22 protein-coding genes and 3 riboswitches are annotated in these 22,798 nt (G+C 46.6%); of the genes, 21 read left to right on the forward strand and 1 reads right to left on the reverse strand.

What is annotated here, in order from left to right; all coding sequences use genetic code 11:
* Positions 1–224 precede the first annotated feature (224 nt).
* The 7 genes from ACXADP_RS06140 (at position 225) to ACXADP_RS06170 (ending at position 7,491) form a co-directional block, all read left to right on the forward strand.
* Positions 225–2,627 carry a 3-hydroxyacyl-CoA dehydrogenase/enoyl-CoA hydratase family protein gene (locus tag ACXADP_RS06140; protein WP_474971096.1) on the forward strand — a complete coding sequence of 801 codons (2,403 nt, stop codon included), beginning with the start codon at positions 225–227 and terminating at the stop codon, positions 2,625–2,627.
* Between the two features lie 30 nt (positions 2,628–2,657).
* Positions 2,658–3,833 carry an acetyl-CoA C-acetyltransferase gene (locus tag ACXADP_RS06145; protein WP_474969316.1) on the forward strand — a complete coding sequence of 392 codons (1,176 nt, stop codon included), beginning with the start codon at positions 2,658–2,660 and terminating at the stop codon, positions 3,831–3,833.
* 16 nt (positions 3,834–3,849) lie between these two features.
* Positions 3,850–5,631: an acyl-CoA dehydrogenase family protein gene (locus ACXADP_RS06150; protein ID WP_474971097.1), complete on the forward strand. Its 1,782-nt coding sequence runs from the start codon at positions 3,850–3,852 to the stop codon at positions 5,629–5,631.
* 238 nt (positions 5,632–5,869) lie between these two features.
* Complete coding sequence (locus ACXADP_RS06155; RefSeq protein ID WP_474969314.1) at positions 5,870–6,229, forward strand: arsenate reductase family protein; 360 nt, start codon at positions 5,870–5,872, stop codon at positions 6,227–6,229.
* 84 nt (positions 6,230–6,313) lie between these two features.
* Positions 6,314–6,697, forward strand: a complete 384-nt coding sequence (gcvH, locus tag ACXADP_RS06160) for a glycine cleavage system protein GcvH (protein ID WP_027956409.1) — start codon at positions 6,314–6,316, stop codon at positions 6,695–6,697.
* Positions 6,698–6,825: 128 nt separating this feature from the next.
* Entirely contained in the window at positions 6,826–7,173 is a 348-nt protein-coding gene (locus ACXADP_RS06165; protein WP_027956410.1) for a toprim domain-containing protein, read from the forward strand.
* A gap of 9 nt (positions 7,174–7,182) precedes the next feature.
* Entirely contained in the window at positions 7,183–7,491 is a 309-nt protein-coding gene (locus tag ACXADP_RS06170) for a thioredoxin family protein (protein ID WP_474969313.1), read from the forward strand.
* 132 nt (positions 7,492–7,623) lie between these two features.
* On the opposite strand, the gene ACXADP_RS06175 is transcribed toward ACXADP_RS06170, so the two are convergent.
* The gene (locus tag ACXADP_RS06175) at positions 7,624–8,043 is read right to left on the reverse strand and encodes a TlpA family protein disulfide reductase (protein ID WP_474971098.1); all 420 of its coding nucleotides are present in this window, start codon (positions 8,041–8,043) and stop codon (positions 7,624–7,626) included.
* 98 nt (positions 8,044–8,141) lie between these two features.
* Positions 8,142–8,242, forward strand: a riboswitch (SAM riboswitch).
* Positions 8,243–8,406: 164 nt separating this feature from the next.
* Positions 8,407–8,520, forward strand: a riboswitch (SAM riboswitch).
* 78 nt (positions 8,521–8,598) lie between these two features.
* Here ACXADP_RS06175 and ACXADP_RS06180 point away from each other — a divergent pair.
* From ACXADP_RS06180 to ACXADP_RS06245, 14 genes are all read left to right on the forward strand, one after another.
* Positions 8,599–9,624, forward strand: coding sequence for a methionine ABC transporter ATP-binding protein (locus ACXADP_RS06180; protein ID WP_474969311.1), 1,026 nt, complete (start codon positions 8,599–8,601; stop codon positions 9,622–9,624).
* Positions 9,617–10,285: a methionine ABC transporter permease gene (locus ACXADP_RS06185; RefSeq protein WP_160838465.1), complete on the forward strand. Its 669-nt coding sequence runs from the start codon at positions 9,617–9,619 to the stop codon at positions 10,283–10,285. Before ACXADP_RS06180 ends, ACXADP_RS06185 begins: the two co-directional genes overlap by 8 nt.
* Positions 10,286–10,308: 23 nt before the next feature.
* Positions 10,309–11,151 carry a MetQ/NlpA family ABC transporter substrate-binding protein gene (locus tag ACXADP_RS06190; RefSeq protein ID WP_474969310.1) on the forward strand — a complete coding sequence of 281 codons (843 nt, stop codon included), beginning with the start codon at positions 10,309–10,311 and terminating at the stop codon, positions 11,149–11,151.
* 66 nt (positions 11,152–11,217) lie between these two features.
* A complete protein-coding gene (locus ACXADP_RS06195) occupies positions 11,218–11,583 on the forward strand; it encodes a carboxymuconolactone decarboxylase family protein (protein WP_474969309.1) in 366 nt (121 codons plus the stop codon).
* A 226-nt stretch (positions 11,584–11,809) separates the two neighbouring features.
* Entirely contained in the window at positions 11,810–11,950 is a 141-nt protein-coding gene (locus ACXADP_RS06200; RefSeq protein WP_169516222.1) for a YuzK family famiily protein, read from the forward strand.
* 239 nt (positions 11,951–12,189) lie between these two features.
* Positions 12,190–12,969: a Fe-S cluster assembly ATPase SufC gene (gene sufC, locus ACXADP_RS06205; protein ID WP_027956417.1), complete on the forward strand. Its 780-nt coding sequence runs from the start codon at positions 12,190–12,192 to the stop codon at positions 12,967–12,969.
* A gap of 18 nt (positions 12,970–12,987) precedes the next feature.
* Positions 12,988–14,295, forward strand: coding sequence for a Fe-S cluster assembly protein SufD (gene sufD, locus ACXADP_RS06210; protein ID WP_474969307.1), 1,308 nt, complete (start codon positions 12,988–12,990; stop codon positions 14,293–14,295).
* A complete protein-coding gene (locus ACXADP_RS06215) occupies positions 14,295–15,515 on the forward strand; it encodes a cysteine desulfurase (RefSeq protein WP_474971099.1) in 1,221 nt (406 codons plus the stop codon). The genes sufD and ACXADP_RS06215 overlap by 1 nt, the downstream gene beginning before the upstream one ends.
* Positions 15,505–15,948, forward strand: coding sequence for a Fe-S cluster assembly sulfur transfer protein SufU (gene sufU, locus ACXADP_RS06220; RefSeq protein ID WP_206933576.1), 444 nt, complete (start codon positions 15,505–15,507; stop codon positions 15,946–15,948). Before ACXADP_RS06215 ends, sufU begins: the two co-directional genes overlap by 11 nt.
* 33 nt (positions 15,949–15,981) lie before the next feature.
* A complete protein-coding gene (sufB, locus tag ACXADP_RS06225) occupies positions 15,982–17,379 on the forward strand; it encodes a Fe-S cluster assembly protein SufB (protein WP_474969305.1) in 1,398 nt (465 codons plus the stop codon).
* Positions 17,380–17,527: 148 nt separating this feature from the next.
* Positions 17,528–18,340: a sulfite exporter TauE/SafE family protein gene (locus ACXADP_RS06230; protein WP_474971100.1), complete on the forward strand. Its 813-nt coding sequence runs from the start codon at positions 17,528–17,530 to the stop codon at positions 18,338–18,340.
* A gap of 11 nt (positions 18,341–18,351) precedes the next feature.
* A complete protein-coding gene (locus ACXADP_RS06235; RefSeq protein ID WP_474971101.1) occupies positions 18,352–19,737 on the forward strand; it encodes a bifunctional metallophosphatase/5'-nucleotidase in 1,386 nt (461 codons plus the stop codon).
* 162 nt (positions 19,738–19,899) lie between these two features.
* Positions 19,900–20,676 (forward strand): sporulation protein YunB, encoded by a 777-nt coding sequence (gene yunB / locus ACXADP_RS06240; protein ID WP_474971102.1) that lies wholly within the window; start codon positions 19,900–19,902, stop codon positions 20,674–20,676.
* A gap of 54 nt (positions 20,677–20,730) precedes the next feature.
* A riboswitch (Lysine riboswitch) is annotated at positions 20,731–20,914 on the forward strand.
* Positions 20,915–21,048: 134 nt separating this feature from the next.
* Positions 21,049–22,599, forward strand: a complete 1,551-nt coding sequence (locus ACXADP_RS06245; protein WP_474969302.1) for a Na+/H+ antiporter NhaC family protein — start codon at positions 21,049–21,051, stop codon at positions 22,597–22,599.
* The last annotated feature ends 199 nt before the right edge of the window (positions 22,600–22,798 follow it).

Consider the following 22,798-nt stretch of genomic DNA (forward strand, 5'->3'; position numbering starts at 1 on the left):
GAAGGGCTGTCCCGCACGGTCTTTCCTTTTTTTAATCAAAACCGGCCGGACGCTCATACACTAACATAACGAAATGGACTTGGAAGAATTTTTAAGATTTATGGAGAAAAGGATTGCGAAATGTCTGAATATATTTTATATTAGACGTAGATACCGGTTCAGCACTATATTTTTTTGACCGTAAAATGAATGAGTATTCATTCAAAGAGATAGGGGGAGAAATGATGAAACAAAAAATTAAACGGGCTGCAGTTTTAGGCTCAGGGGTGATGGGGGCCGGCATTGCTGCCCACCTGGCCAACACAGGAATCCCTGTGCTGATGATGGACATTGCACCCCGGGAATTATCCGAGCAGGAAAAGAGTAAAGGGTTGACGGTTGAACACCCAGCGGTGCGGAATCGTATAGCCGTTGAGAATAAGAAAGCTCTCCTAAAGCAGAAGCCGTCTCCACTGACAAGTAAAAAAAATCTTGATTTGATTGAAACGGGCAACTTTACCGACGATATGAGCCGTCTGGGCGAGGTCGACTGGATTATAGAAGTCGTCGTCGAAAACCTGGATATCAAAAAGAAAGTGCTTGCCCAGGTGGATCAATACCGTAAGCCCGGTTCGATCGTTAGCTCCAATACATCCGGCATCTCCATTGAGGCCATGTCCGCCGACTGCAGCGATGATTTTAAGAAGCATTTTCTCGGAACGCATTTCTTCAACCCGCCGCGATACTTGAAGCTTCTGGAAGTGATTCCGACGGCTGCGACAGATCCGGAAGTCCTCTCGTTTATGAAAACATTTGGAGAGGATGTGCTTGGTAAAGGTGTGGTGGAAGCCAAGGATACACCGAACTTTATTGCCAACCGTATCGGTACGTACGGCCTCCTCATCACCGTGCAGAAGATGCTTGAAAAAGGATACTCCGTCGGTGAGGTGGATTCTGTAACCGGCCCGTTGATCGGCCGTCCGAAAAGCGCAACCTTCCGTACGCTTGATGTTGTAGGCCTGGATACCTTTATCCATGTCGCCAACAATGTCTATGAACAGGTGGAAGGAGACGAGAAGAAAGCTTTTGAAGTTCCAGGTTTTATGACGGCGATGCTTGAAAAAGGATGGCTCGGATCGAAAAGCGGTCAAGGGTTCTTCCTGAAAAATAAAACAGCAGAAGGCAGTGAGATTCTTCAGTTGAATCCTGAAACGCTTGATTATGAGCCGCGTGGAAAATTAAAAACAAAAGCAACAGAGGCGGCCAAACAAGAGAAAGGGCTGCACCGCAAGCTCAAAACCCTCGTTCAGGCAGAAGGAGATCGTGCCGGTGACTTGATCTGGTCCATCATCAAACCGGTGCTGCTGTATTCAGGAGAATTGGCAGGAGAAATCGCTGATGATATTTCTGCTATTGACGATGCCATGAAGTGGGGGTTCGGCTGGGAAGCAGGTCCATTCGAGATATGGGACGCTGTTGGTGTTGAATCTTCCGTTGAACGGATGAAGGCCGAAGGGGAAACGGTTCCTTCATGGGTGGAGCAGCTGGTCGATCATAAGAATCCATCCTTTTATAAACACGAAAATGGAAAAGTTTACTACTACCACAATGGGGAGTACAAAGAGAAGGTCTTTAATAAAAAACAAATCAATCTGAAGCGTCTGAAAGAGAAAAGAGATGTGATTAAGAAAAATGCAGGTGCGAGCCTCATTGACTTAGGTGATGGAGTGGCTGCTCTCGAATTTCATTCCCGAAGTAATGCGATAGGGCTGGATATTGTACAGATGATGAACTTCGCTGTGGATTATGTAGATGAGAATGACTGGCACGGTCTCGTCGTCGGCAATCAGGCCAAGAACTTCTGTGTGGGTGCCAACCTCGGCATGATGCTGATGGAAGCTCAGGATTACAACTTCTTTGAAATTGAAATGGTCGTAAAGAACTTCCAGGACAGCATGATGAAATTGAAGTATTCCGATAAGCCGGTTGTTGCAGCACCATTCGGAATGACGCTTGGCGGAGGAGCGGAGGTCTGCCTTCCGTCTGCTGCGATTCAAGCTTCTCCAGAGACGTACATGGGTCTTGTCGAAACAGGAGTCGGGCTGATCCCCGGCGGTGGTGGAAACAAGGAGCTGTATATCAAACACCTGCGGAATATCCCTGAGGGTGTGGAGGTTGACCTTCAAAAGGCGGCCGTCAGTGTCTTTGAAAAGATTGCGATGGCGAAAGTATCTACTTCTGGAGAAGAAGCTCTTGAAAACGGATTTTTGGATCAAAGAGATGCAGTAAGTACAAACGGAGATCATCTGCTGCATGATGCCAAGCAGAAGGTTCTTGGTCTGGCCGGTTCCGGATACAAAGCACCAAAGCGGACGAAGGTCCCCGTCACAGGAGAACAAGGGCTGGCTACAATGATTCTTGGAGCGAAGTCTCTCGTTTTAAGCGGATACGCAAGTGAGCATGACATGAAAATTGCTGAAAAGCTGGCCTTTGTACTGGCTGGCGGACGACTGAAACAAGGGACACTCGTCGATGAGCAGTATTTGCTGGACTTGGAGAGAGAGGCATTCCTCAGCCTGATTGGTGAGCCGAAATCGCAGGCTCGTATGCAGCACATGCTTATGAAAGGAAAGCCGCTCCGTAACTAAAAGGAGAGGACATAGAGGAGGGGACATACATTGAAAGAAGCAGTGATTGTAGCGGGAGCAAGAACACCGGTGGGACGCGCTAAAAAAGGCGCACTCGCTCATACAAGACCGGATGATCTGGCCGCTTTAACGATAAAAGAAACTTTAAAAAGAGCCGGAGGTTATGAAGGGAATATTGATGATGTCATTATCGGATGCGCCATGCCTGAAGCTGAGCAGGGAATGAACATGGCCCGCAATATTTCCGGGCTGGCAGGGCTGCATCATAAAGTTCCTGCGATTACGATAAACCGATACTGTTCTTCAGGTCTTCAGAGTATCGCCTACGCCGCTGAAAAAATCATGCTTGGACACAGTGACACCGCACTTGCGGGAGGAGCCGAATCGATGAGCCTGATCCCTATGGGTGGACACGTGATCAAGCCGAATATTGAATTGGTGGAGCAGGCCCCTGAGTATTACATGTCCATGGGTCATACAGCTGAAGAGGTTGCCGGGCGCTTCGGGATCTCGCGAGAAGACCAGGATGCTTTTGCTGTTCAGAGTCATGAACGTGCGGCACGTGCGATTCAGGAAGGGAAATTCGAGGACGAAATCGTACCGGTGGAAGTGACAAATCGAGAACTTGGTGCTGATCACAAAGTGAAGGAAACGAAAACGATGTTTACAGTCGATGAAGGAGTGCGTCCCGGCACAAGACAGGAAATACTTGCAAAGCTGAAGCCGGCATTTTCTACCAGAGGTTCCGTGACAGCAGGAAACTCTTCACAGATGAGCGACGGCGCTGCATCCGTTCTGGTGATGGATCATGAGAAAGCGAAGTCAGAGGGGCTCCAGCCACTCGTGAAATTCCGATCTTTTGCTGTCGCAGGTGTAGAACCAGAAATTATGGGGGTCGGCCCCATTGAAGCGGTGCCTAAAGCATTGAAAATAGCAGGGTTGTCCATTCAGGATATTGGTCTATTTGAACTGAATGAAGCGTTTGCTTCTCAGTCGCTGCGCGTCATACGTGAGCTGGGTCTTGATCCTGAGAAAGTCAATGTCAATGGAGGAGCGATTGCCCTTGGCCATCCGCTGGGCTGTACAGGGACGAAATTGACGCTGAGTCTTATCCATGAAATGAAGAGAAGAAACGAGCAATTTGGTGTCGTAACGATGTGTATCGGCGGCGGTATGGGTGCTGCCGGGGTATTTGAATTAATCTAATGGGGAGGCTCAACCAATGAGTGAATTAAAAGAGATGATTAAAGGTGGCGGATTTATTGTCGAGGATGTAACGGCCGATCAGGTCATTACCCCGGAGGACTTTACAGATGAACATTTGATGATTGCCAAGACGGCTGAAGACTTTGTTCTTGGTGAAGTTGTTCCAAAGATTGAGAATCTGGAAAACCATGAGTTTGAACATTCTGTCGCTCTTTTGAAGAAAGCGGGCGATCTTGGACTGCTCGGTGCCGATGTACCTGAAGAATATGGCGGTCTCCAGCTGGATAAAATCAGTTCATCCTTAATTACGGAGAAGTTCTCCCGTGCCGGCGGGTTTTCCGTCACTCATGGTGCGCACGTGGGGATCGGGTCTCTTCCTATTGTGTTCTTCGGGAATCATGATCAGAAAAATAAATACCTCCCTGTACTCGCTACAGGTGAAAAGATTGCCGCTTATGCCCTGACAGAGCCGGGATCAGGGTCTGATGCACTTGGAGCTAAAACGACAGCGAAGCTTAATGAATCGGGCACCCACTACATTTTGAACGGGGAAAAACAGTGGATTACCAACTCCGCCTTTGCTGATGTATTTGTTGTGTATGCCAAGATTGATGGAGACAAATTCACAGCATTTATTGTAGAGAGAGAGTATCCAGGTGTATCTACCGGTCCGGAAGAGAAGAAAATGGGAATTAAGAGTTCTTCCACCCGTACATTGATTCTTGAAGATGCAGAAGTTCCGGTGGAAAACGTCCTTGGGGACATCGGAAAAGGCCATGTTATTGCCTTTAACATACTGAATGTTGGTCGCTACAAGCTGGCCATCGGTGGTGTTGGCGGAGCGAAACGGGCGATTGAACTGTCTGTGAAATACGCCAAAGAAAGAAAACAGTTTAAAACTCCGATTGCACAGTTCCCATTGATCCAGGAGAAAATTGGTTCGGTTGCCGCAAACACGTATGCCAATGAAAGTTCCGTTTACCGGACCGTCGGGCTGTTTGAACAGAGCATGGGCAAACTTACTGATGAAGAGCTGAAAGACGGGGCAGCTGTTGCGAAGGTTATTGCTGAATATGCGATTGAATGCTCCTTGAATAAAGTGTTCGGTACCGAACTGCTCGACTTTGCTTCCGATGAAGCCGTACAAATCCACGGGGGTTATGGTTTCATGGCGGAGTACGAAGTTGAAAGGATGTACCGCGATTCCCGGATCAACCGTATTTTTGAAGGAACGAATGAAATCAACCGGATGATCGTCCCGGGTACACTGCTTAAGAAAGCGATGAAAGGGGAACTTCCTCTCCTCCAAAAAGCTCAGACACTCCAGGAGGAAATCATGATGATGATGCCGGAAGAACCTGGTTTGGAGCCATTGGAGCAGGAGAAGTATTTAGTTAAAAATGCCAAGAAAATCGGACTTCTTGCCGCCGGCCTTGCCGCTCAGAAGTACGGAGAAAAGCTCGATAAAGAACAGGAAGTGCTCGTCAATATCGCTGATATGGTCGGTGAAATCTATAACATGGAATCAGCCCTGCTTCGTACGGAGAAAGCCATCCATCGTTCTGGTGAAGAAAAGAATAAGCAGAAGCTCCTCTACACGCAGGTGTATGTACAGGAAGCCTTTAACAGAATCGAGGCCCATGCGAAAGAAACGTTGATTGCGTCTGAAACCGGCGACTCCCTGCGTATGATGCTTGGTGCTCTTCGTAAACTGACACGTCATACACCGACGAACGTCATTCCGAAGAAGCGGGAAATTGCCCAGGGATTAATTGAGTCCGAAAGATATTACGTATAAATCAGTGACCAGCCCGCACTTGAAAGTGCGGGCTTTTGGCATGTAGAGAGGAAGGGATCCTCTCCTCACAGGGACATTCAATTTTCCCGGGAAAAAGTGTTTTTGGAGGCATTTGAATAAAGAGAAGGAAGGATGTAAAAGAATGAAAAAGGAATTGGAGGGAAAAGTAATTTTCAATGAAAAGATTGTCTCCATTGTGATAAAATAAGACGTAACAAGTTGGAAGGAGGAGGAGCATATGCCTGTTACCTTCTACTGGTACCCAAACTGCGGTACTTGTAAAAAAGCGAAAAAATGGCTGGATGATGAAGGGGTTCCTTACGAATCTGTACATATTGTTGAACATCCCCCTTCACAGGAAGAGTTGAAGGACCTCACGGCCAGGAGTGAACGACCGGTTAAGAAATTTTTCAACACCAGTGGGAAGAAGTATCGGGAGTTAAACCTGAAGGAAAAGCTGAAAGATGCAGATGAAGAAGAAATGCTGCGCCTGCTCGCTTCAGACGGGATGCTCATCAAACGGCCCATCGTCACTGATGGAACAAATGTCACTGTTGGTTTCAAAGCCGATGAATTTGAAAACGTCTGGGGCCGATGAGCAGAACATTGGAAATAAAAGCAGAAGGCTTTTATGTTTATAACTGTCATTAAACAAAAACAAGAACTGTGGAGGTAATCGAATATGAGCTTACCAAAAGATCTACGTTATTCTCAGGAACACGAATGGGTGAAAGAAGAAGGAGAAAAAGTCAGAGTCGGAATCACGGATTTTGCTCAATCTGAACTTGGCGACATCGTTTTTGTTGAGCTTCCTGAAGTGGGAGAAGAACTAAAAACAGACGAGCCTTTCGGAAGTGTGGAATCTGTAAAAACCGTTTCCGAATTATATGCACCGATCAGCGGTAAAGTTGTAGAAGTGAATGAAGATTTGGAAGACAGCCCTGAGTTTGTGAATGAGTCTCCTTATGATAAAGCCTGGATGGTTGTTGTTGAACCAAGCGATTCTTCAGAAGTTGAGCAGCTGATGTCTTCTGAAGAATATGAAGCGATGATTGATGAAGATTAATCAAAACAAGTAAGCCCGTTGTACAGGCAGGACTGATGATTCCTTGTCTGACATGATCGTGCTTGATCTTAATCATGTTCAGACCATGCCATATGGCATGGTCTGTTTCTATATAGTAGGTGATGAAGATGGATGGAGAACGGATTTTGATTGTTGAAGGGATTACAGATAAGAAGAAATTGAACAAAGTACTGGATGAGAAAATCGAAATCATCTGTACCCATGGGACGCTCGGTATTGAGCGAATGGAAGAAATGATCTTTGAACATAACCTGGATGAACGATCGGTCTATATCCTTGTGGATGAAGATGATTCCGGTTTTAAACTACGGAAGATGCTGACAGAGGAACTTCCGCACGCAGAGCATATTTATATTGATAAAGCCTTTAGAGAAGTGGCGGCTACTCCCGAGCCGGAACTCGCCCGTGCCCTGTTAAGCCGTCATTTCAGCGTGAAGTCGATGTATTTAATTTAGGAGGAAGCTTTGCAGAATTTAATACAAAATGAGGCAGCCTGGGTGCTGTCCTCGGATGAAAAAACGATGACATTTATTCACAGCCCTTTTTGCGGGACGTGCCACCTTGCCCGCAAGATGCTGATAACGTTGGAAGAGATGTATAAAAAAACACTATTCTCGGAAATGAACGCCTCTCTGCATCCTGCATTGATGGAACAATATCGAGTGGAAAGTGTTCCATGCCTCTTGATTACCCATAAAGGAGAAGTTCTTGAAAAGGTCTATGCTTTTCAATCCGTCCCACACATGTATGAAAAGATCATTCCCTATCTATAACCCGCCTTTATTCCCCGGGAAATGACAAGATAAAAACGGTAAAAAACCCGTCCTGCATAAACAGGGCGGGTTTTATTCATCGGCCGTATGACCAGTGATAAGCGGGTGGGAGGCCTTCCGCTGTTTTGATGATTAAACAATTTCCCCCAGGGACTGGACGATATCGAGAAAGGAAGCTTTATCACCGAACGATTCGTGGACCCTGCCTTCCTGATCTATGATAATAGTGGAAGGGACGCCCTTGCAGCCGAACGTATCGTATAAGCTTCGCCCATCATCAATCAAGGTAGGCTGGTTAAGAAATTTTTCAGCATATTCCTTTCCGGCATCAGGGCTGCGTTCACGACCGGGAACGTTAATCGTAACCAGCTCCACTTTTTCTTTGTCCATCGTTTCAAAGAGCTGCTCTTTTTTAGGTAAGTCTCTCCCACAGTCAGGACACCAGGATGCCCAGAAAGTCAGGACGATCACCTTTCCGAAATGGTCGCTCAGACGATAGGTGGAGGGCTGATTTATATAAGAAAGCTCAAATTGAGGAGCACGTTCCTTCATGATTTCATCTCCTTACTGTAAAAATATACCTGATTATTATCTTTGACGTCCGTATAGACTCCATGCTAACATAACATATAATTTCACAGCGACATCATAACTTATCCAGAGTGGTGGAGGGACTGGCCCTTTGAAACCCGGCAACCGGCAAAAGCACGGTGCTAAATCCTGCGGAGCGTAAAGCTTTGATAGATGAGATCCACTAAAGTCTCTTCTATTTTAGGAGAGACTTTTTTGCATATCCAGATGTTCTTCTTTTCTGAAAAGTAGCTCATTTATGTTGACACGCTGGTGGCAGAGTGCTAAAATCCACTTTGTAGTTATGAAATGAATTAAAGCAGTAATAATTTAATAAGCTAAAATCTCTTATCCAGAGTGGCGGAGGGACTGGCCCTACGATGCCCGGCAACCAGCAGGTGTAACCGACCTGTCAAGGTGCCAAATCCTGCAGAGCATAACAGCTCTGACAGATGAGAGAACAGAAGATACATTGTTATTGAAACGCCATTCTGTTCTCGAACAGAATGGCGTTTTTTGAATGGGAGGGAACACATCATGATTACAATTAAGGATCTTTCTAAAGTTTTTCAAACGAAGGATCGGGAAGTGAAAGCTGTTGATGGCTTAAGCCTTACAATAAATAAAGGGGAAATCTACGGTGTCATTGGTTATAGTGGAGCGGGTAAAAGTACTTTTATCCGGCTGTTGAACCGACTGGAGGATCCAACAGAGGGCAGCATCCACGTCGGTGATCAGGATTTAACGGGCCTCAGTAAGAATAAACTGCGTATCGCCCGCCAGGATATCGGAATGATTTTTCAGCACTTCAACCTGCTTTGGTCCAGAACGGTTTATGATAACATCGCTTTTCCGTTGGAAATTGCCGGTGTACCAAAGGAAGAACGGAGCAAAAGAGTGAACGAACTGATCGATCTGGTCGGTTTATCCGGCAGAGGAAACTCCTACCCATCCCAGTTGAGTGGTGGACAGAAACAGCGTGTAGGAATTGCCAGGGCGCTGGCCAACAACCCGAAAGTCCTCCTTTGTGATGAAGCGACATCCGCTCTGGATCCGGAAACGACAGACTCCATATTGGATCTTCTTGTAGACATCAATGAAAAACTCGGACTGACCATAGTTTTGATTACTCACGAAATGCATGTCATTCGTAAGATCTGTCATCAGGTGGCAGTCATGGAGCAGGGGAAAATCGTTGAAAAGGGAGATGTTCTGGACGTATTTCTTCATCCAGATCAGCCAGTGACGAAGAAATTCGTCGATCAGGTGATGGGTGATCAGGAAAAAGAGCACTCTCTGAAATTGATCAAAGATAAGTACCAGTCCGGAAAAATTGTCCGGCTGCATTTTGTAGGAGAGAGTACCAACCAAGCGCTGATCAGTGAGGTCTCCAGGAAGTTCGTCCTGGATGTGAATATTCTTCACGGGAAGATCACGCAGACGCAAAAAGGAGCTTACGGAACGATGTTTGTTCAGTTTGAAGGAGACGATGAGGAAGCAGCCCGGGCAATCGAATATATACGCTCGACTTCTGTGGAAGTGGAGGTGAACCCGGATGCTTAATGGATTACTGCCAAACGTACGCATGGAAGACATGATTACAGCAACAAATGAAACGTTGTATATGACTCTGATTTCCGTAGCCGGCACATTTATCCTCGGGATTCTGCTCGGCCTGCTGCTTTATTTATCTGGTCCGGGAGGGCTCTGGCAGAACAAAGTGGTCAATGCAGTGACAGCTTCTGTCGTAAACATTTTCCGTGCCATTCCTTTTATTATATTGATCCTGCTTCTGTTCCCGTTTACAGACTTCTTGATTGGAACGATCCGCGGTCCGAACGCAGCCCTTCCGGCGTTAATTATCGGAGGAGCTCCGTTTTACGCGAGACTTGTTGAGATTGCATTGAAGGAAGTGGAAAAAGGTGTCGTAGAGGCAGCGAAGGCGATGGGGGCTAAATCATCAACGATCATCTTCAAAGTCCTGCTGCCTGAATCCATGCCTGCCCTTATTTCAGGAATTACGGTGACCGCCATTGCACTGATTGGTTATACCGCCGTGGCGGGTGCGATTGGTGCCGGTGGTCTTGGAGACTTTGCTTATTTCTACGGTTTCCAGCGTAGTAATTTTGATGTGGTCTTCATTTGCACGGTGCTTATCATTATTATTGTGTTTATTTTCCAATTCATCGGTGATTATGCTTCCCGTAAATTGGACAAAAGATAAAAAACAAAAGGGAGAGATTATTCATGAAAAAAATCTGGACAACAGCGGTTGCGCTGTTATTCGTTCTTGTTCTTGCCGCCTGCGGTTCTTCTGAGGAAGATTCCTCCAGCGGTGAAGGAAATACGGAAATTACAGTAGGAGCAACAAGTGTTCCTCACGCTGAAGTTCTTGAAGAAGCAAAGCCGCTTCTTGAAGAAGAAGGGATCACGTTAAATATCGAGGAATACCAGGATTACATCCTTCCAAACCAGGATTTGGCCGAAGGACGTATTGATGCAAACTATTTCCAGACGATTCCTTATATGGAACTTCAAGAGCAGGATAATGATGATTACGATTTTGCCAATCTCGGCGGGATTCACATTGAGCCGATCGGTGTGTACTCCCAAAAGTATGACAACCTTGAAGACGTAGAAGAAGGTACCGAGTTCGTCATGAGCCGTTCTGTATCCACCCACGGTCGTGTATTGACACTTCTTGAAAAAGAAGGGTTGATCAAACTGGATGAGAGTGTAGAAAAAGTGGATGCCACGGTCAATGATATTGTCGAGAACCCTAAAAACCTTCAGTTTGATACCGGCGTGGACGCAGCCGGCCTTCCTGAAGTGTACAACAAAGAGGAAGAAGTCCTTGTAGCGATTAACACGAACTACGCGATTGAAGCGGACCTTGTACCAAAAGATGATGCGATCATCCTTGAAGGGACAAACTCCCCTTATGTGAACGTCATCGCTGCTCAAAGCAAAGACGAGGACAACGAGGCACTGAACACGCTAGTGGAAGTCCTGCGTTCTGAAGACATTCAAACCTTTATTGAAGAGGAATACGAAGGAGCAGTTATCCCTGTTTCCGACGATTCTGAATAACGGATAAAATAAGTGACTGCGGTTGATACTAACCGCAGTCACTTATTATTTATGGGAGGTTTTAACATGCAGGATCAGAATATGACGTGGACGCAGACATATTTACACGATTATAAAGAAGGAATGGGTGTCTTTGCGGAACACATGCCTGAAGTCGCCCACCAGTTCAGTCAATTTTCCCAGGAATGTTTTAAAGCCGGAGAGCTTTCACAAAAAGACAAGCAGCTGATGGCTCTCGGAATCAGCATCGTGGCCCAGGATGAATACTGTATGATCTACCACACCAAAGGCTGTGTCGATCAGGGAGCTTCGGAAAGAGAGATCATGGAAGCTTGTGGAGTCGCCGCAGCTTTTGGAGGCGGAGCAGCTCTCAGTCAAGCTGTTACCCTTGTCCAGGACGCCTACAGTGATTTAACGAACAACGTTAACTAATTGAATTATTAGAAAATTAAAGAAAAAGTAATGTATTAAATGGAAATGCAATTATTAAACGCTTACATCGGTCCGCGGGTCCGCATATGAATGAAAATGCGGTTTCAGAAGATTTTATACAGGGTAGAGGTTTGTGGTAACCTAAATTGTGTAAATAATCTGAAAGGGTTGATTCGTTATTAATGACCATCTGCAGTTGAATTTCACCGCTGAAATGGAAAAGGCAATGCATCAGGCTCACAATACGAGTTATGCGGAGTACAGCCGTAGACTGGACACTCGGCTGGAAGTAGAACAAAAGCGTCAGCGTGAATTCGAACAAACTCAGAAAATGCATGCCCAGGTGGACCGTCAATTGCATAGATAATGTTTAGGAACGAATCAATCAGGTGGCTTTAGTCACCTGATTTTTTCATGTTATACTAATGTAGGAAAGTGAGAATGAACATGTATCAATGTCCAGGTTTCCCTCTCCTTTTACCAGTGGGAAAAAGTTGATTACAAATAAAAAATGATTTAAGATTATAATGAGAATAAATTGAGAATGAATGTTTGTTTTCAGTCTGACTGGACATTCGATAATAATAGATACTGGAGGTATACATTATGGCAGGATCAACATTAGAAATTAAAGATCTTCACGTAGAGATTGAAGGTCAGGAAATCCTTAAAGGTGTAAACTTAACAATCAACGGCGGTGAATTCCACGCAGTTATGGGACCAAACGGAACAGGTAAGTCCACGTTGTCCTCTGCAATCATGGGTCATCCGAAGTATGAAGTAACCAAAGGTGAAATCATCCTTGATGGTGAAAACGTACTGGAGATGGAAGTAGACGAGCGTGCGAAAGCCGGCTTGTTCCTGGCCATGCAGTACCCGAGTGAAATCAGCGGTGTAACCAACTCCGACTTCCTGCGTTCTTCCATTAACGCTCACCGTGAAGAAGGTGATGAAATCTCTCTTATGAAATTCATTAAAGAGATGGACAACACGATGGATACACTTGAAATGGATAAGAACATGGCTCAGCGTTACTTGAACGAAGGTTTCTCCGGTGGTGAGAAAAAACGTAACGAAATTCTGCAGCTGATGATGATTCAACCGGCGATTGCCATCCTGGATGAGATTGATTCCGGCCTGGATATTGATGCTCTTAAAGTCGTTTCCAAAGGGATCAACGAAATGCGCAACGACTCCTTCGGCTGCCTGATCATCACTCACTACCAGCGTCTATTGAACTACATCACTCCTGATAAAGTACACGTGATGATGCAGGGTCGTATTGTGAAGTCCGGTGGTCCGGAGCTTTCCCAGCGCCTTGAAGAAGAAGGATACGACTGGATCAAGCAGGAGCTTGGCATCGAAGACGAAACGGTCAACGCGTAATAAGATAGGAGGGTAACCATGACAGTAGAAGTCACACTACCATACGACAAAGAGTATGTTACAAACTTTTCCCAGGGTCTTCAGGAACCTGAATGGATGAAGAACCTTCGTCTAAGTGCTCTGGAGAAATCAGAATCTCTTCCATTACCAAAACCAGATAAAACCAATATATCCAAATGGAACTTCACGGAATTCGATCATCACGTAACGAGTGATAAGATTGAAAATCTTGACGATCTTCCAGTTGAAATCAAGGACTTTTTAGATCAGGAAAAAGAACAGCAGAACCTTGTAATTCAGCGTAACCATACCGTTGCCTATGCAGCGATTGAACAGCAGCTGAAGGACAAGGGTGTCATCTTTACAGACATGCTGACAGCTGTCCGTGAGCACAGCGATCTCGTTGAAAAGTATTTCATGAATGATGCGGTGCACGTGGACGAACACCGTTTGACTGCGCTGCATGCGGCTCTAGTGAACGGCGGGATTTTCCTTTATGTTCCAAAGAACGTTCAGATCGAAGAACCGATTCAGGCGATTTTCTGGCAGGAGGATCCTAAAGCCTCTCTCGTTAACCACATTCTTGTTGTGGCAGAGGAAAACAGTTCTGTTACGTATGTGGAGAACTATATTTCCCACAATAAAGAAGAAAAAACTTCTTCCAACATTGTGGCAGAAGTGATCGCTAAAGACGGAGCGAAGGTTTCCTTCGGTGCGGTGGATAACTTCGAAGCCGGAACGACAGTTTATGCGAACCGCCGCGGTGTAGCCTATCGTGATGCAGTGATCGAATGGGCTCTCGGCCAGATGAATGAAGGAGATACCGTCTCTGAAAACATCACGCATTTGATCGGTGACAACTCCCATTCCAATGCGAAAACAGTAGCCATCGGCCGTGGAGCGCAGAAGCAGAACTTTACAGCGAATATCACCCATTTCGGAAAAGGGTCGGATGGATATATCCTTCAGCACGGAGTTATGAAGGACAAAGCCTCTGCAATCTTTAACGGAATCGGAAAAATCGAACACGGCGCCAGTAAATCCAATGCCGAGCAGGAGTCCCGTGTACTGATGCTCAGCAAAGATGCACGTGGTGATGCGAACCCGATCCTTCTTATTGATGAAGATGACGTTACCGCTGGTCACGCTGCTTCTGTCGGCCGTGTGGATCCAATCCAGCTTTATTATCTAATGAGCCGTGGAATCTCTCGCTTTGAAGCGGAGCGTTTGATTATTCACGGATTCCTGGCACCTGTGGTAAATCAATTGCCTGTAGAGGCGGTAAAACGCCAGCTTAGACAGGTAATTGAAAGGAAAGTCTATTAATGGATGTAAAAGCTGTACGCGAACAGTTCCCAATCCTTCAACAGGAAGTGAATGGGCATCCGCTCGTGTACCTGGATTCCTCCGCGACTTCCCAAAAACCCCTTCAGGTGATTGAGAAGCTTGATGAATACTACCGCGGATACAATTCCAACGTTCACAGAGGTGTTCATACACTGGGAACGAAAGCAACAGACGAATATGAAGGTGCCCGCGAAAAAGTCCGCCGCTTCATAAATGCTTCCAGTACACAGGAAGTCATTTTCACACGTGGTACAACGACAGCGATCAATACGGTAGCATCAAGCTACGGCCGTGCGAACCTTTCTGAAGGTGACGAAGTCGTCATTACTCAGATGGAGCACCACAGCAACATCATCCCGTGGCAGCAGGTCGTCAAAGAAACAGGCGCTGTCCTCAAGTATATTCCGATGCAGCCCGATGGAACCGTTCGTTTGGAAGATGCAGAAGCAGCGATTACCGACAAAACGAAAATTGTAGCAATGATGCATGTATCCAACGTACTTGGTACGATCAACCCGGTGAAGGAAGTGGCTGAAATCGCCCACCGTAAAGGTGCAGTCATGCTCGTGGACGGAGCTCAGAGTGTCCCTCATATGAGCATCGACGTCCATGACCTGGATGCTGACTTTTACGCCTTCAGCGGCCACAAAATGTGCGGTCCGACCGGCATTGGTGTTCTCTACGGTAAGAAAGCCTTGTTGAATGATATGGAGCCGGTTGAATTCGGTGGTGAGATGATCGATTTTGTTAACCTGTATGATTCCACGTGGAAAGAGCTTCCGTGGAAATTTGAAGGGGGTACGCCGATCATTGCAGGCGCTGTTGGTCTTGGCGCAGCGATCGACTTCCTTTCAGACATCGGACTGGATAACATTCGCAGGCATGAAGAAAAACTGGCTGCCTATGCGGTTCAGGAAATGAACAAGATGGACGATATGAAGATTTTCGGTCCTGAACATCGTGCCGGTCTTGTAACGTTCAATCTCGGCGATGTCCACCCTCACGATCTCGCAACCGTGCTTGACGCTGAAGGGGTGGCTGTACGTGCGGGACATCACTGTGCCCAGCCGCTGATGCGCTGGCTGAACGTTTCAGCTACGGCCAGAGCAAGTTTTTATCTCTACAACACAGAAGAAGATATAGACCGACTTGTCGCTGGATTACAAACAACAAAGGAGTATTTTGGCGATGTCTTTTAATAACCTAGATACCCTTTACCGTCAAGTCATTATGGATCATTATAAAAACCCGCGCAATCGTGGCTCCATTGAAGGAAATCCAATGGTCGTAGATATGAACAATCCGACCTGCGGGGACCGGATACAGGTTTACCTGCAAGTGGAGGACGGATTGGTCCAGGAAGCGAAGTTTGACGGAGAAGGCTGTTCCATCAGCCTTTCCTCCGCATCCATGATGACGCAGGCGATTAAAGGCAGACCCGTTGATGAAGCATTAAAAATGTCCGAGCTGTTTTCCGACCTTATGCAGGGGAAAGACATTGATGAAGACGGCCTTGACCTTGGCGACATTGAAGCCCTTCAGGGAGTAGCCAAGTTCCCGGCGCGCATCAAATGTGCGACACTGGCATGGAAAGCCATGGAAAAAGGTGTCGGAGAAGAGAAGCAGGACTAAAGCTTTTGCCAATACCAAAAGGAGGTATGTACCATGGCCAAAAAAGCGCCAGAAGTGGGAGAGTACCAATATGGTTTCCACGAAAAAGACGTATCCATTTTCCGTACACAGAAAGGTTTGACGAAGGAAGTCGTTGAACAAATTTCTAATTATAAAGAAGAGCCGAAGTGGATGCTTGATTTCCGCCTGAAGTCTCTTGAGCAGTTTTATAAAATGCCGATGCCACAGTGGGGTGGCGACCTCCAGGAACTGAACTTTGATGATATTACGTATTACGTAAAACCATCCGAACGTTCCGAGCGTTCGTGGGATGAAGTTCCGGAAGAAATCAAGAATACGTTCGACCGTCTTGGAATTCCGGAAGCGGAGCAGAAATACCTTGCCGGTGTATCTGCCCAGTATGAATCCGAAGTGGTTTATCACAACATGGAGAAAGACCTGGAAGATATGGGTGTAATCTTTAAGGATACCGATTCAGCTCTTAAAGAAAACGAGGACCTTTTCAAAGAATATTTCGGTAAAGTCATTCCTCCATCCGACAACAAATTCTCAGCGTTGAACTCTGCGGTCTGGTCCGGTGGTTCCTTCATCTATGTTCCGAAAAATACGAAGGTGGAAACGCCGCTTCAAGCCTATTTCCGTATCAACTCTGAAAACATGGGACAGTTCGAGCGTACGCTGATCATTGCTGACGAAGGTTCTTCTGTCCACTATGTAGAAGGCTGTACAGCTCCAACGTATTCGTCCAGTTCCCTGCACAGTGCGGTCGTTGAAATTTTCGTTAAGGATAATGCGTACTGCCGTTATACAACGATCCAGAACTGGGCCAACAACGTCTACAACCTTGTTACGAAGCGTGCGGTTGCTGAGTCCAATGCAACGATGGAATGGGTCGACGGTAACCTCGGTTCCAAGTTGACGATGAAATATCCAGCTGTCCTTCTTAAAGGAGAAGGAGCCCGCGGTATGACGTTGTCCATCGCTCTTGCTGGTAAAGGCCAGCACCAGGATGCCGGTGCGAAAATGCACCACCTGGCGCCGAATACGTCATCGACCATCGTTTCCAAATCCATCTCCAAGCATGGTGGTAAAGTAACCTACCGCGGAATCGTGCAGTTCGGCCGTAAAGCCGAAGGCGCTCGTTCCAACGTTGAGTGTGATACGCTCATTATGGATAACGAATCTACGTCAGATACGATTCCATACAACGAAATCATGAACGAGAACATCTCTCTTGAGCACGAAGCGAAAGTTTCCAAAGTTTCTGAAGAGCAGCTGTTCTACTTGATGAGCCGTGGTGTTTCTGAAGAGGAAGCAACAGAAATGATCGTGATGGGCTTCATCGAGCCATTCACGAAAGAACTTCCAATGGAATATGCCGTTGAGATGAACCGCCTGATCAAATTTGAAATGGAAGGTTCCATCGGTTAATCGAATACAGAAGCCGCACAGATCCCGTTCTGTGCGGCTTTTTTTTGTGGGCAGACACAGAATGGAGAAGCAGAAGCGGGCAGGATGTTTTATGAATAGAAAACATGATACTATAATATTATCTATAATGAGTTGAGGAAGGTCCCTTATGTTTCTTTTAATGTTTTTGATTGGTGTTGTGACGGCTTTAGTGGGGAGCATCGCCGGCCTCGGCGGCGGTGTTATTTTAGTGCCTGTGCTCCTCTTTTTGGCCGATCATCTTCCAGCCTTTGACTGGGTGAGCCCCCAGTCCATCGTTGGAGTTTCACTGGTCGTTATGATTTTCACCGGTATGTCGTCGACGATTTCGTATATCCGGCATAACCGGGTGGATAAAAAAATCGGCTTTATCTTTTTATATGGAAGTATTCCTGGAGGCATCTTCGGTTCCTGGCTGAATCAATTTTTTAAAACAGACGGGTTCTCTTTGTTTTTTGGGATTGTAATGATACTCGTTTCTCTCTTGTTTTTTATTCCGAGGAGACCACCGGGCACACCGTTGTTCACAAGCGGGATTAAAAGAGAGAGAACAATAAATGGACAAACGTACACTTATCAAATGCCTGTATGGCTCGGGCTGTCCTTGTCTTTTGCTGTTGGCATGCTCTCGGGTCTGCTCGGCATCGGCGGCGGTTCTTTGATGGTGCCTGCGATGATTCTGCTGTTGAATATTCCCCCGCATATCGCGACGGCTACATCGATGTTTATGATTTTCTTTGCCAGCATCACGAGTTCAGCCACCCACGTTGCAATGGGGCATGTGGACTGGGGCGTCACGCTCTGGTTTATTCCAGGGGCCTATGCAGGAGGGATGCTTGGAGCTGAAATCAACCGTCACCTGAACGGGAAAGCAGTGGAATGGTTCTTAAGGATTCTGCTGATTATGATAGGGATACGCTTAATCTGGCAAGGGTTAGGGTGAGGAGACTGATGATGAAGGAAAAACTGCACGTATACTATACAAGTGATCTTCATAGTCACTTTGAGAATTGGCCCCAGATTGTCGGCTATTTTCGAGAGAAGAAAAAAATCCATGATCAAAAAGGGGAAGACTACTGGCTGTTGGATAACGGCGATCACGTCGACCGTTTTCATCCTATAACCGAAGGATTGATGGGCAAGGGAAACGTTGACCTATTGAATCAGGCTGGTTATTCCGTAGCGACCCTTGGAAATAACGAAGGGATTACACTTGCCAAAGAGGACCTTCATAAACTCTATGACGAAGCGGACTTTCACGTGGTCTGTGCCAACCTGGAGTGTTTGGAATCTCCTGCACCGGAATGGCTCAAACCGTATCATATCCTCCACTCCAGCCGAGGCACGAAGGTAGCCGTCATTGGTTTGACGGCCCCTTTCCAAGCCTTTTATCAGAAACTTGGCTGGGACGTCCATTCACCATATGACTGGCTGGATAAGCTGCTGCCGGAAGTGAAGGAAAAAGCAGACATCGTCGTTCTATTATCCCACCTCGGGATCAATGAAGATGAAGAGATCGCACGAAGGTACAATGGAATTGATCTCATTATCGGAGGCCACACGCATCACCTTTTTCAAAACGGCGAGCATGTAGAAGGTACGCTGTTGACAGCCGCTGGGAAGCACGGCACCCATCTCGGGGAGGTGCTGTTGGAATGGGATTGCGAGGCCGGTGAAATCACCAGGAAAGAAGCTTATGCGGTCCCTACAGAGCAGATGAGAAAAGACGATCAGGTGACCGAATACTTAAGGTGGATCCGCGGGGAGGCTGTACGCCGTCTGGAAACCCCTGTAGCCTATTTGAAAGAGCCGATGCATATTGCCTGGTTCCAGGACAGTCCGCTTATGTCCAGACTTACGGAGCAGCTCCGCACATGGACTTCATCTGATATAGCCATGTTGAATGCTGGCGTTCTTCTGGACCATCTGCCGGCCGGGGATATTACGTATGAGGACGTTCACCGGATCTGTCCGCATCCGATGAATCCATGCAGGGTGGAGTTAAGAGGAGATGAACTTCTTGAAGTCATCCGGGCGGCTCATACGAAGAAGCTGACGGAAATCCGTCTGAAAGGGTTCGGTTTCAGAGGAGAAGTTATAGGCAGAATGGTTTTTGCCGGCGTTGATATTGAACGACGGCAGGATGAGGACGGAGAAGAGCGTGTCGTTCAAGTGCTGTACAAAGGCAAGCCTGTGGAATACGATCAGACGTACAGCTTTGCTACAGCAGACACATTTACGTTCGGTCGTTTCTTCCCGGAAATTGCTTATGCAGAAACGAAGCAGTATTTTATGCCGGAACTCTTAAGGGATTTACTGAAAAAAGAACTGAAAAAATAAAATGATCCCCCTGCCGGGAAAGAAAGCGGCAGGGGGATTATTTTATTGTCTTCTTGTGCTGTATGAGATGTATAAAGATATCCTGTATTTCTGCGAAAGGGACTATCTTTGGTGATTAGAGAAAGGGCGCTCCTCATATATATAGAGGGGGAGGGTGCCTGTATGCCTAAAAACCGAGTGACTAAACGATCCACCATAGGCAGGCGGATTGTCATCAGCCTGTTGTTTTTCGCCTTTTTCACGGTGCTGAGTCTCTGGTATATCAACAGAGGGGTGACGCCGGCGCTGGTCGAGATTGCTGAAACAAAAGCCCAGCAGCTGGCAAGAGATGCCATTAATGAAGCTGTAAGCAAACAGATTGCAGAAGACCTGCAATTTAATGACTTGGTTAAGATGGAAAAAGATGATCAGGGAAATGTCGTTTATATGGGATGGAACTCTGTGCTTGTCAACCGAGCTCTCCGGGATACAACCATCAGGGTCCAAAATTTCCTGAAGCGGATGGAGCTTGGTGAACTGCCGATGGAAGATACGACACTGGAACCGGACCTCGACCCGGATCGGACTCCGGAAGAGCAGGGGGAACAGCCCGCAACACTCATTGAACTTCCGATTGGGATGGCTACCAACAACAGTCTGCTTGCCAACCTTGGACCCAAGGTGCCTGTACAGCTGCGTGTCATTGGAGATGTTCAGTCTGAAGTAGATATTGAAATGACGGAATACGGAATCAATGCCGCCTTGTTTGAATTGACCATCCACTTTGAGGTAAATGTTCGAATCGTCATCCCTTTTTCCACAGAAACGACGGTCGTCACCAACAATATTCCAATCGACCAGGCTACGATTCTCGGGGAAGTACCGGAATATTTCGGAGGCATGTCCGGAGGTGACGGCGGGAACCCTTCGTTCTCCCTTCCTATGGAGCCCTTGCAATAATGGCCGGTCACTGATACAATACCAAAGAACTGAATATGCGTGACCTTATCAGATCGGTGAGGTAGAGGCGCAGGCATCATGAGTAGCTGATGGGAGTTTGACAAGCCGGGATCATTAGTGAAAGGGAAGGCCTGCCGAAGTGTGGCTGAACACGTCAAGTTTTGACACGCTGGTGTATACCTGAAGAAGGCATACACTGTCATGCATGCTTTTGGGTGCATGGGGCGCTACTGATCGAAATGGAGGATAATCAAGTTGTCTGCAGACAGTGATGGATTATTTTCTGTCATTGTTTTTTTATTTTATTCCTCATTTTATACCCACCAGTAGCCTTCCATTCCCGTAACATCAAGATATACGGAGGGGAAACACATGGAAGGAACCATCTTTTCTTTAGTTCCAGCAATACTTATGCTTATCCTTGTCTTAGTCACAAGGCGCGTCATCTTGTCCCTTGGGATAGGGATTATCGTCGGAGCATTCATGCTCACACAAATGGATATTGGAGCAGGTCTGGGCTTGATCTGGTCTATATTTGCCGGTATTTTCGTCAGCGAAGGGGCGTTAAACACAGGGAATCTGTATCTCTTGTCCTTTTTATTTCTGCTCGGAGTCGCCACAGCCTTTATGACGGCCTCCGGAGGCAGCCGCGCTTTCGGTAAATGGGCTGTTGAAAGGATCCGGACGAGAAAAGGGGCCAAGCTCGTTCCGTCCATTCTAGGTATCATCATTTTTATTGATGACTACTTTAATGCTCTTGCAGTCGGACAGGTCGCACGTCCTGTAACAGACCGCTATAAAGTATCCAGAGCCAAACTGGCCTACTATATAGACTCCACTTCAGCGCCGATTACGGTCATATCACCGATATCCAGCTGGGGAGCTTATATTATCGGAACGATTGGAAGCATTCTTGCAGCCAATGAGATTTCGAACTATCAGGCTTTTGAAGCTTTTGTTCTTATGATCCCGGCAAACTTCTATGTATTTGCAGCACTGCTTCTTGTATTTTTGACGATTTATCTGCGTCTGGATATTGGTCCGATGAAAACGCACGAAAACAGAGCCAAGGATACAGGCGAGCTTCACAACCCGGATAGAGGGGATGTGCCCGGCGACTTGAACAATGAATTCAAGGAGCATGACAACGGGAAGATTTCCCACTTAATCTGGCCGATTGTAACGTTGATCATCGGTACAGTAGGAATGATGGTTTATACAGGAATTCAAAGTTCAGAAGGAACCGCGGATATCCTTTCCATCTTTGCTAACACAAACGTAAACATTTCCTTGTTTGCCGGAGGGATCATTTCCGTAGTCACAGCCCTGCTTTTATATGTCGGGCAGCCGTCACCGAAATCCGGTTTGCTGCACGTATTTCTACAAGGGTTTAAAGCGATGCTGCCGGCGATCTACATTCTGATTGCTGCCTGGATGATCGGCGACATTATCAGCCGCCTGCAGACAGGGGAATATCTCGCCCAGCAGTTCAGTCAGGCGGATGTGAACATCGCCTATCTTCCGCTGATCATCTTTCTGTTATCCGGTTTTATGGCCTTATCTACAGGAACGTCCTGGGGAACTTTCGGAATTATGCTTCCGATCGCTGGAGAAATTGCTGCTGTCACCGATCCAGCATTCCTTCTTCCAGCCCTTTCAGCCGTTCTCGCTGGTTCTGTGTTCGGTGATCACTGTTCACCGATTTCCGATACGACGATCCTTTCGTCCACAGGAGCGGGAGCCAACCACATTGATCACGTATTGACCCAGCTGCCATATGCCATCATTGCAGCTGTGGCTGCCTCGGTCGGTTATGTTGTGCTGGGCCTTACAGGACAGGTTTGGGTGCCGCTGCTGCTGTCCCTTATCATTGTTCTCATCACAGCTCTGGTCATTCACAAACTGAATCCCGAAAAAAGATAGAAAAAATGATGAGTTGAAAAGAGGGGGAACTTCTGTTAAACAGGAGTTCCTCCTCTTTATTTATTATCTCTTTACAAGCTGTAAGGCAGAGAAAGCATGCCTCTGTCTATTTCATTCCTAAGTCCTAAGACTTCCTGATCTGGTATTTTCTGAAAATTTTAAAAATATTTTGACAAGCCTATGCGCTGCCGTTATAATT

The organism is Halobacillus sp. AWH4_228 (assembly GCF_056158365.1).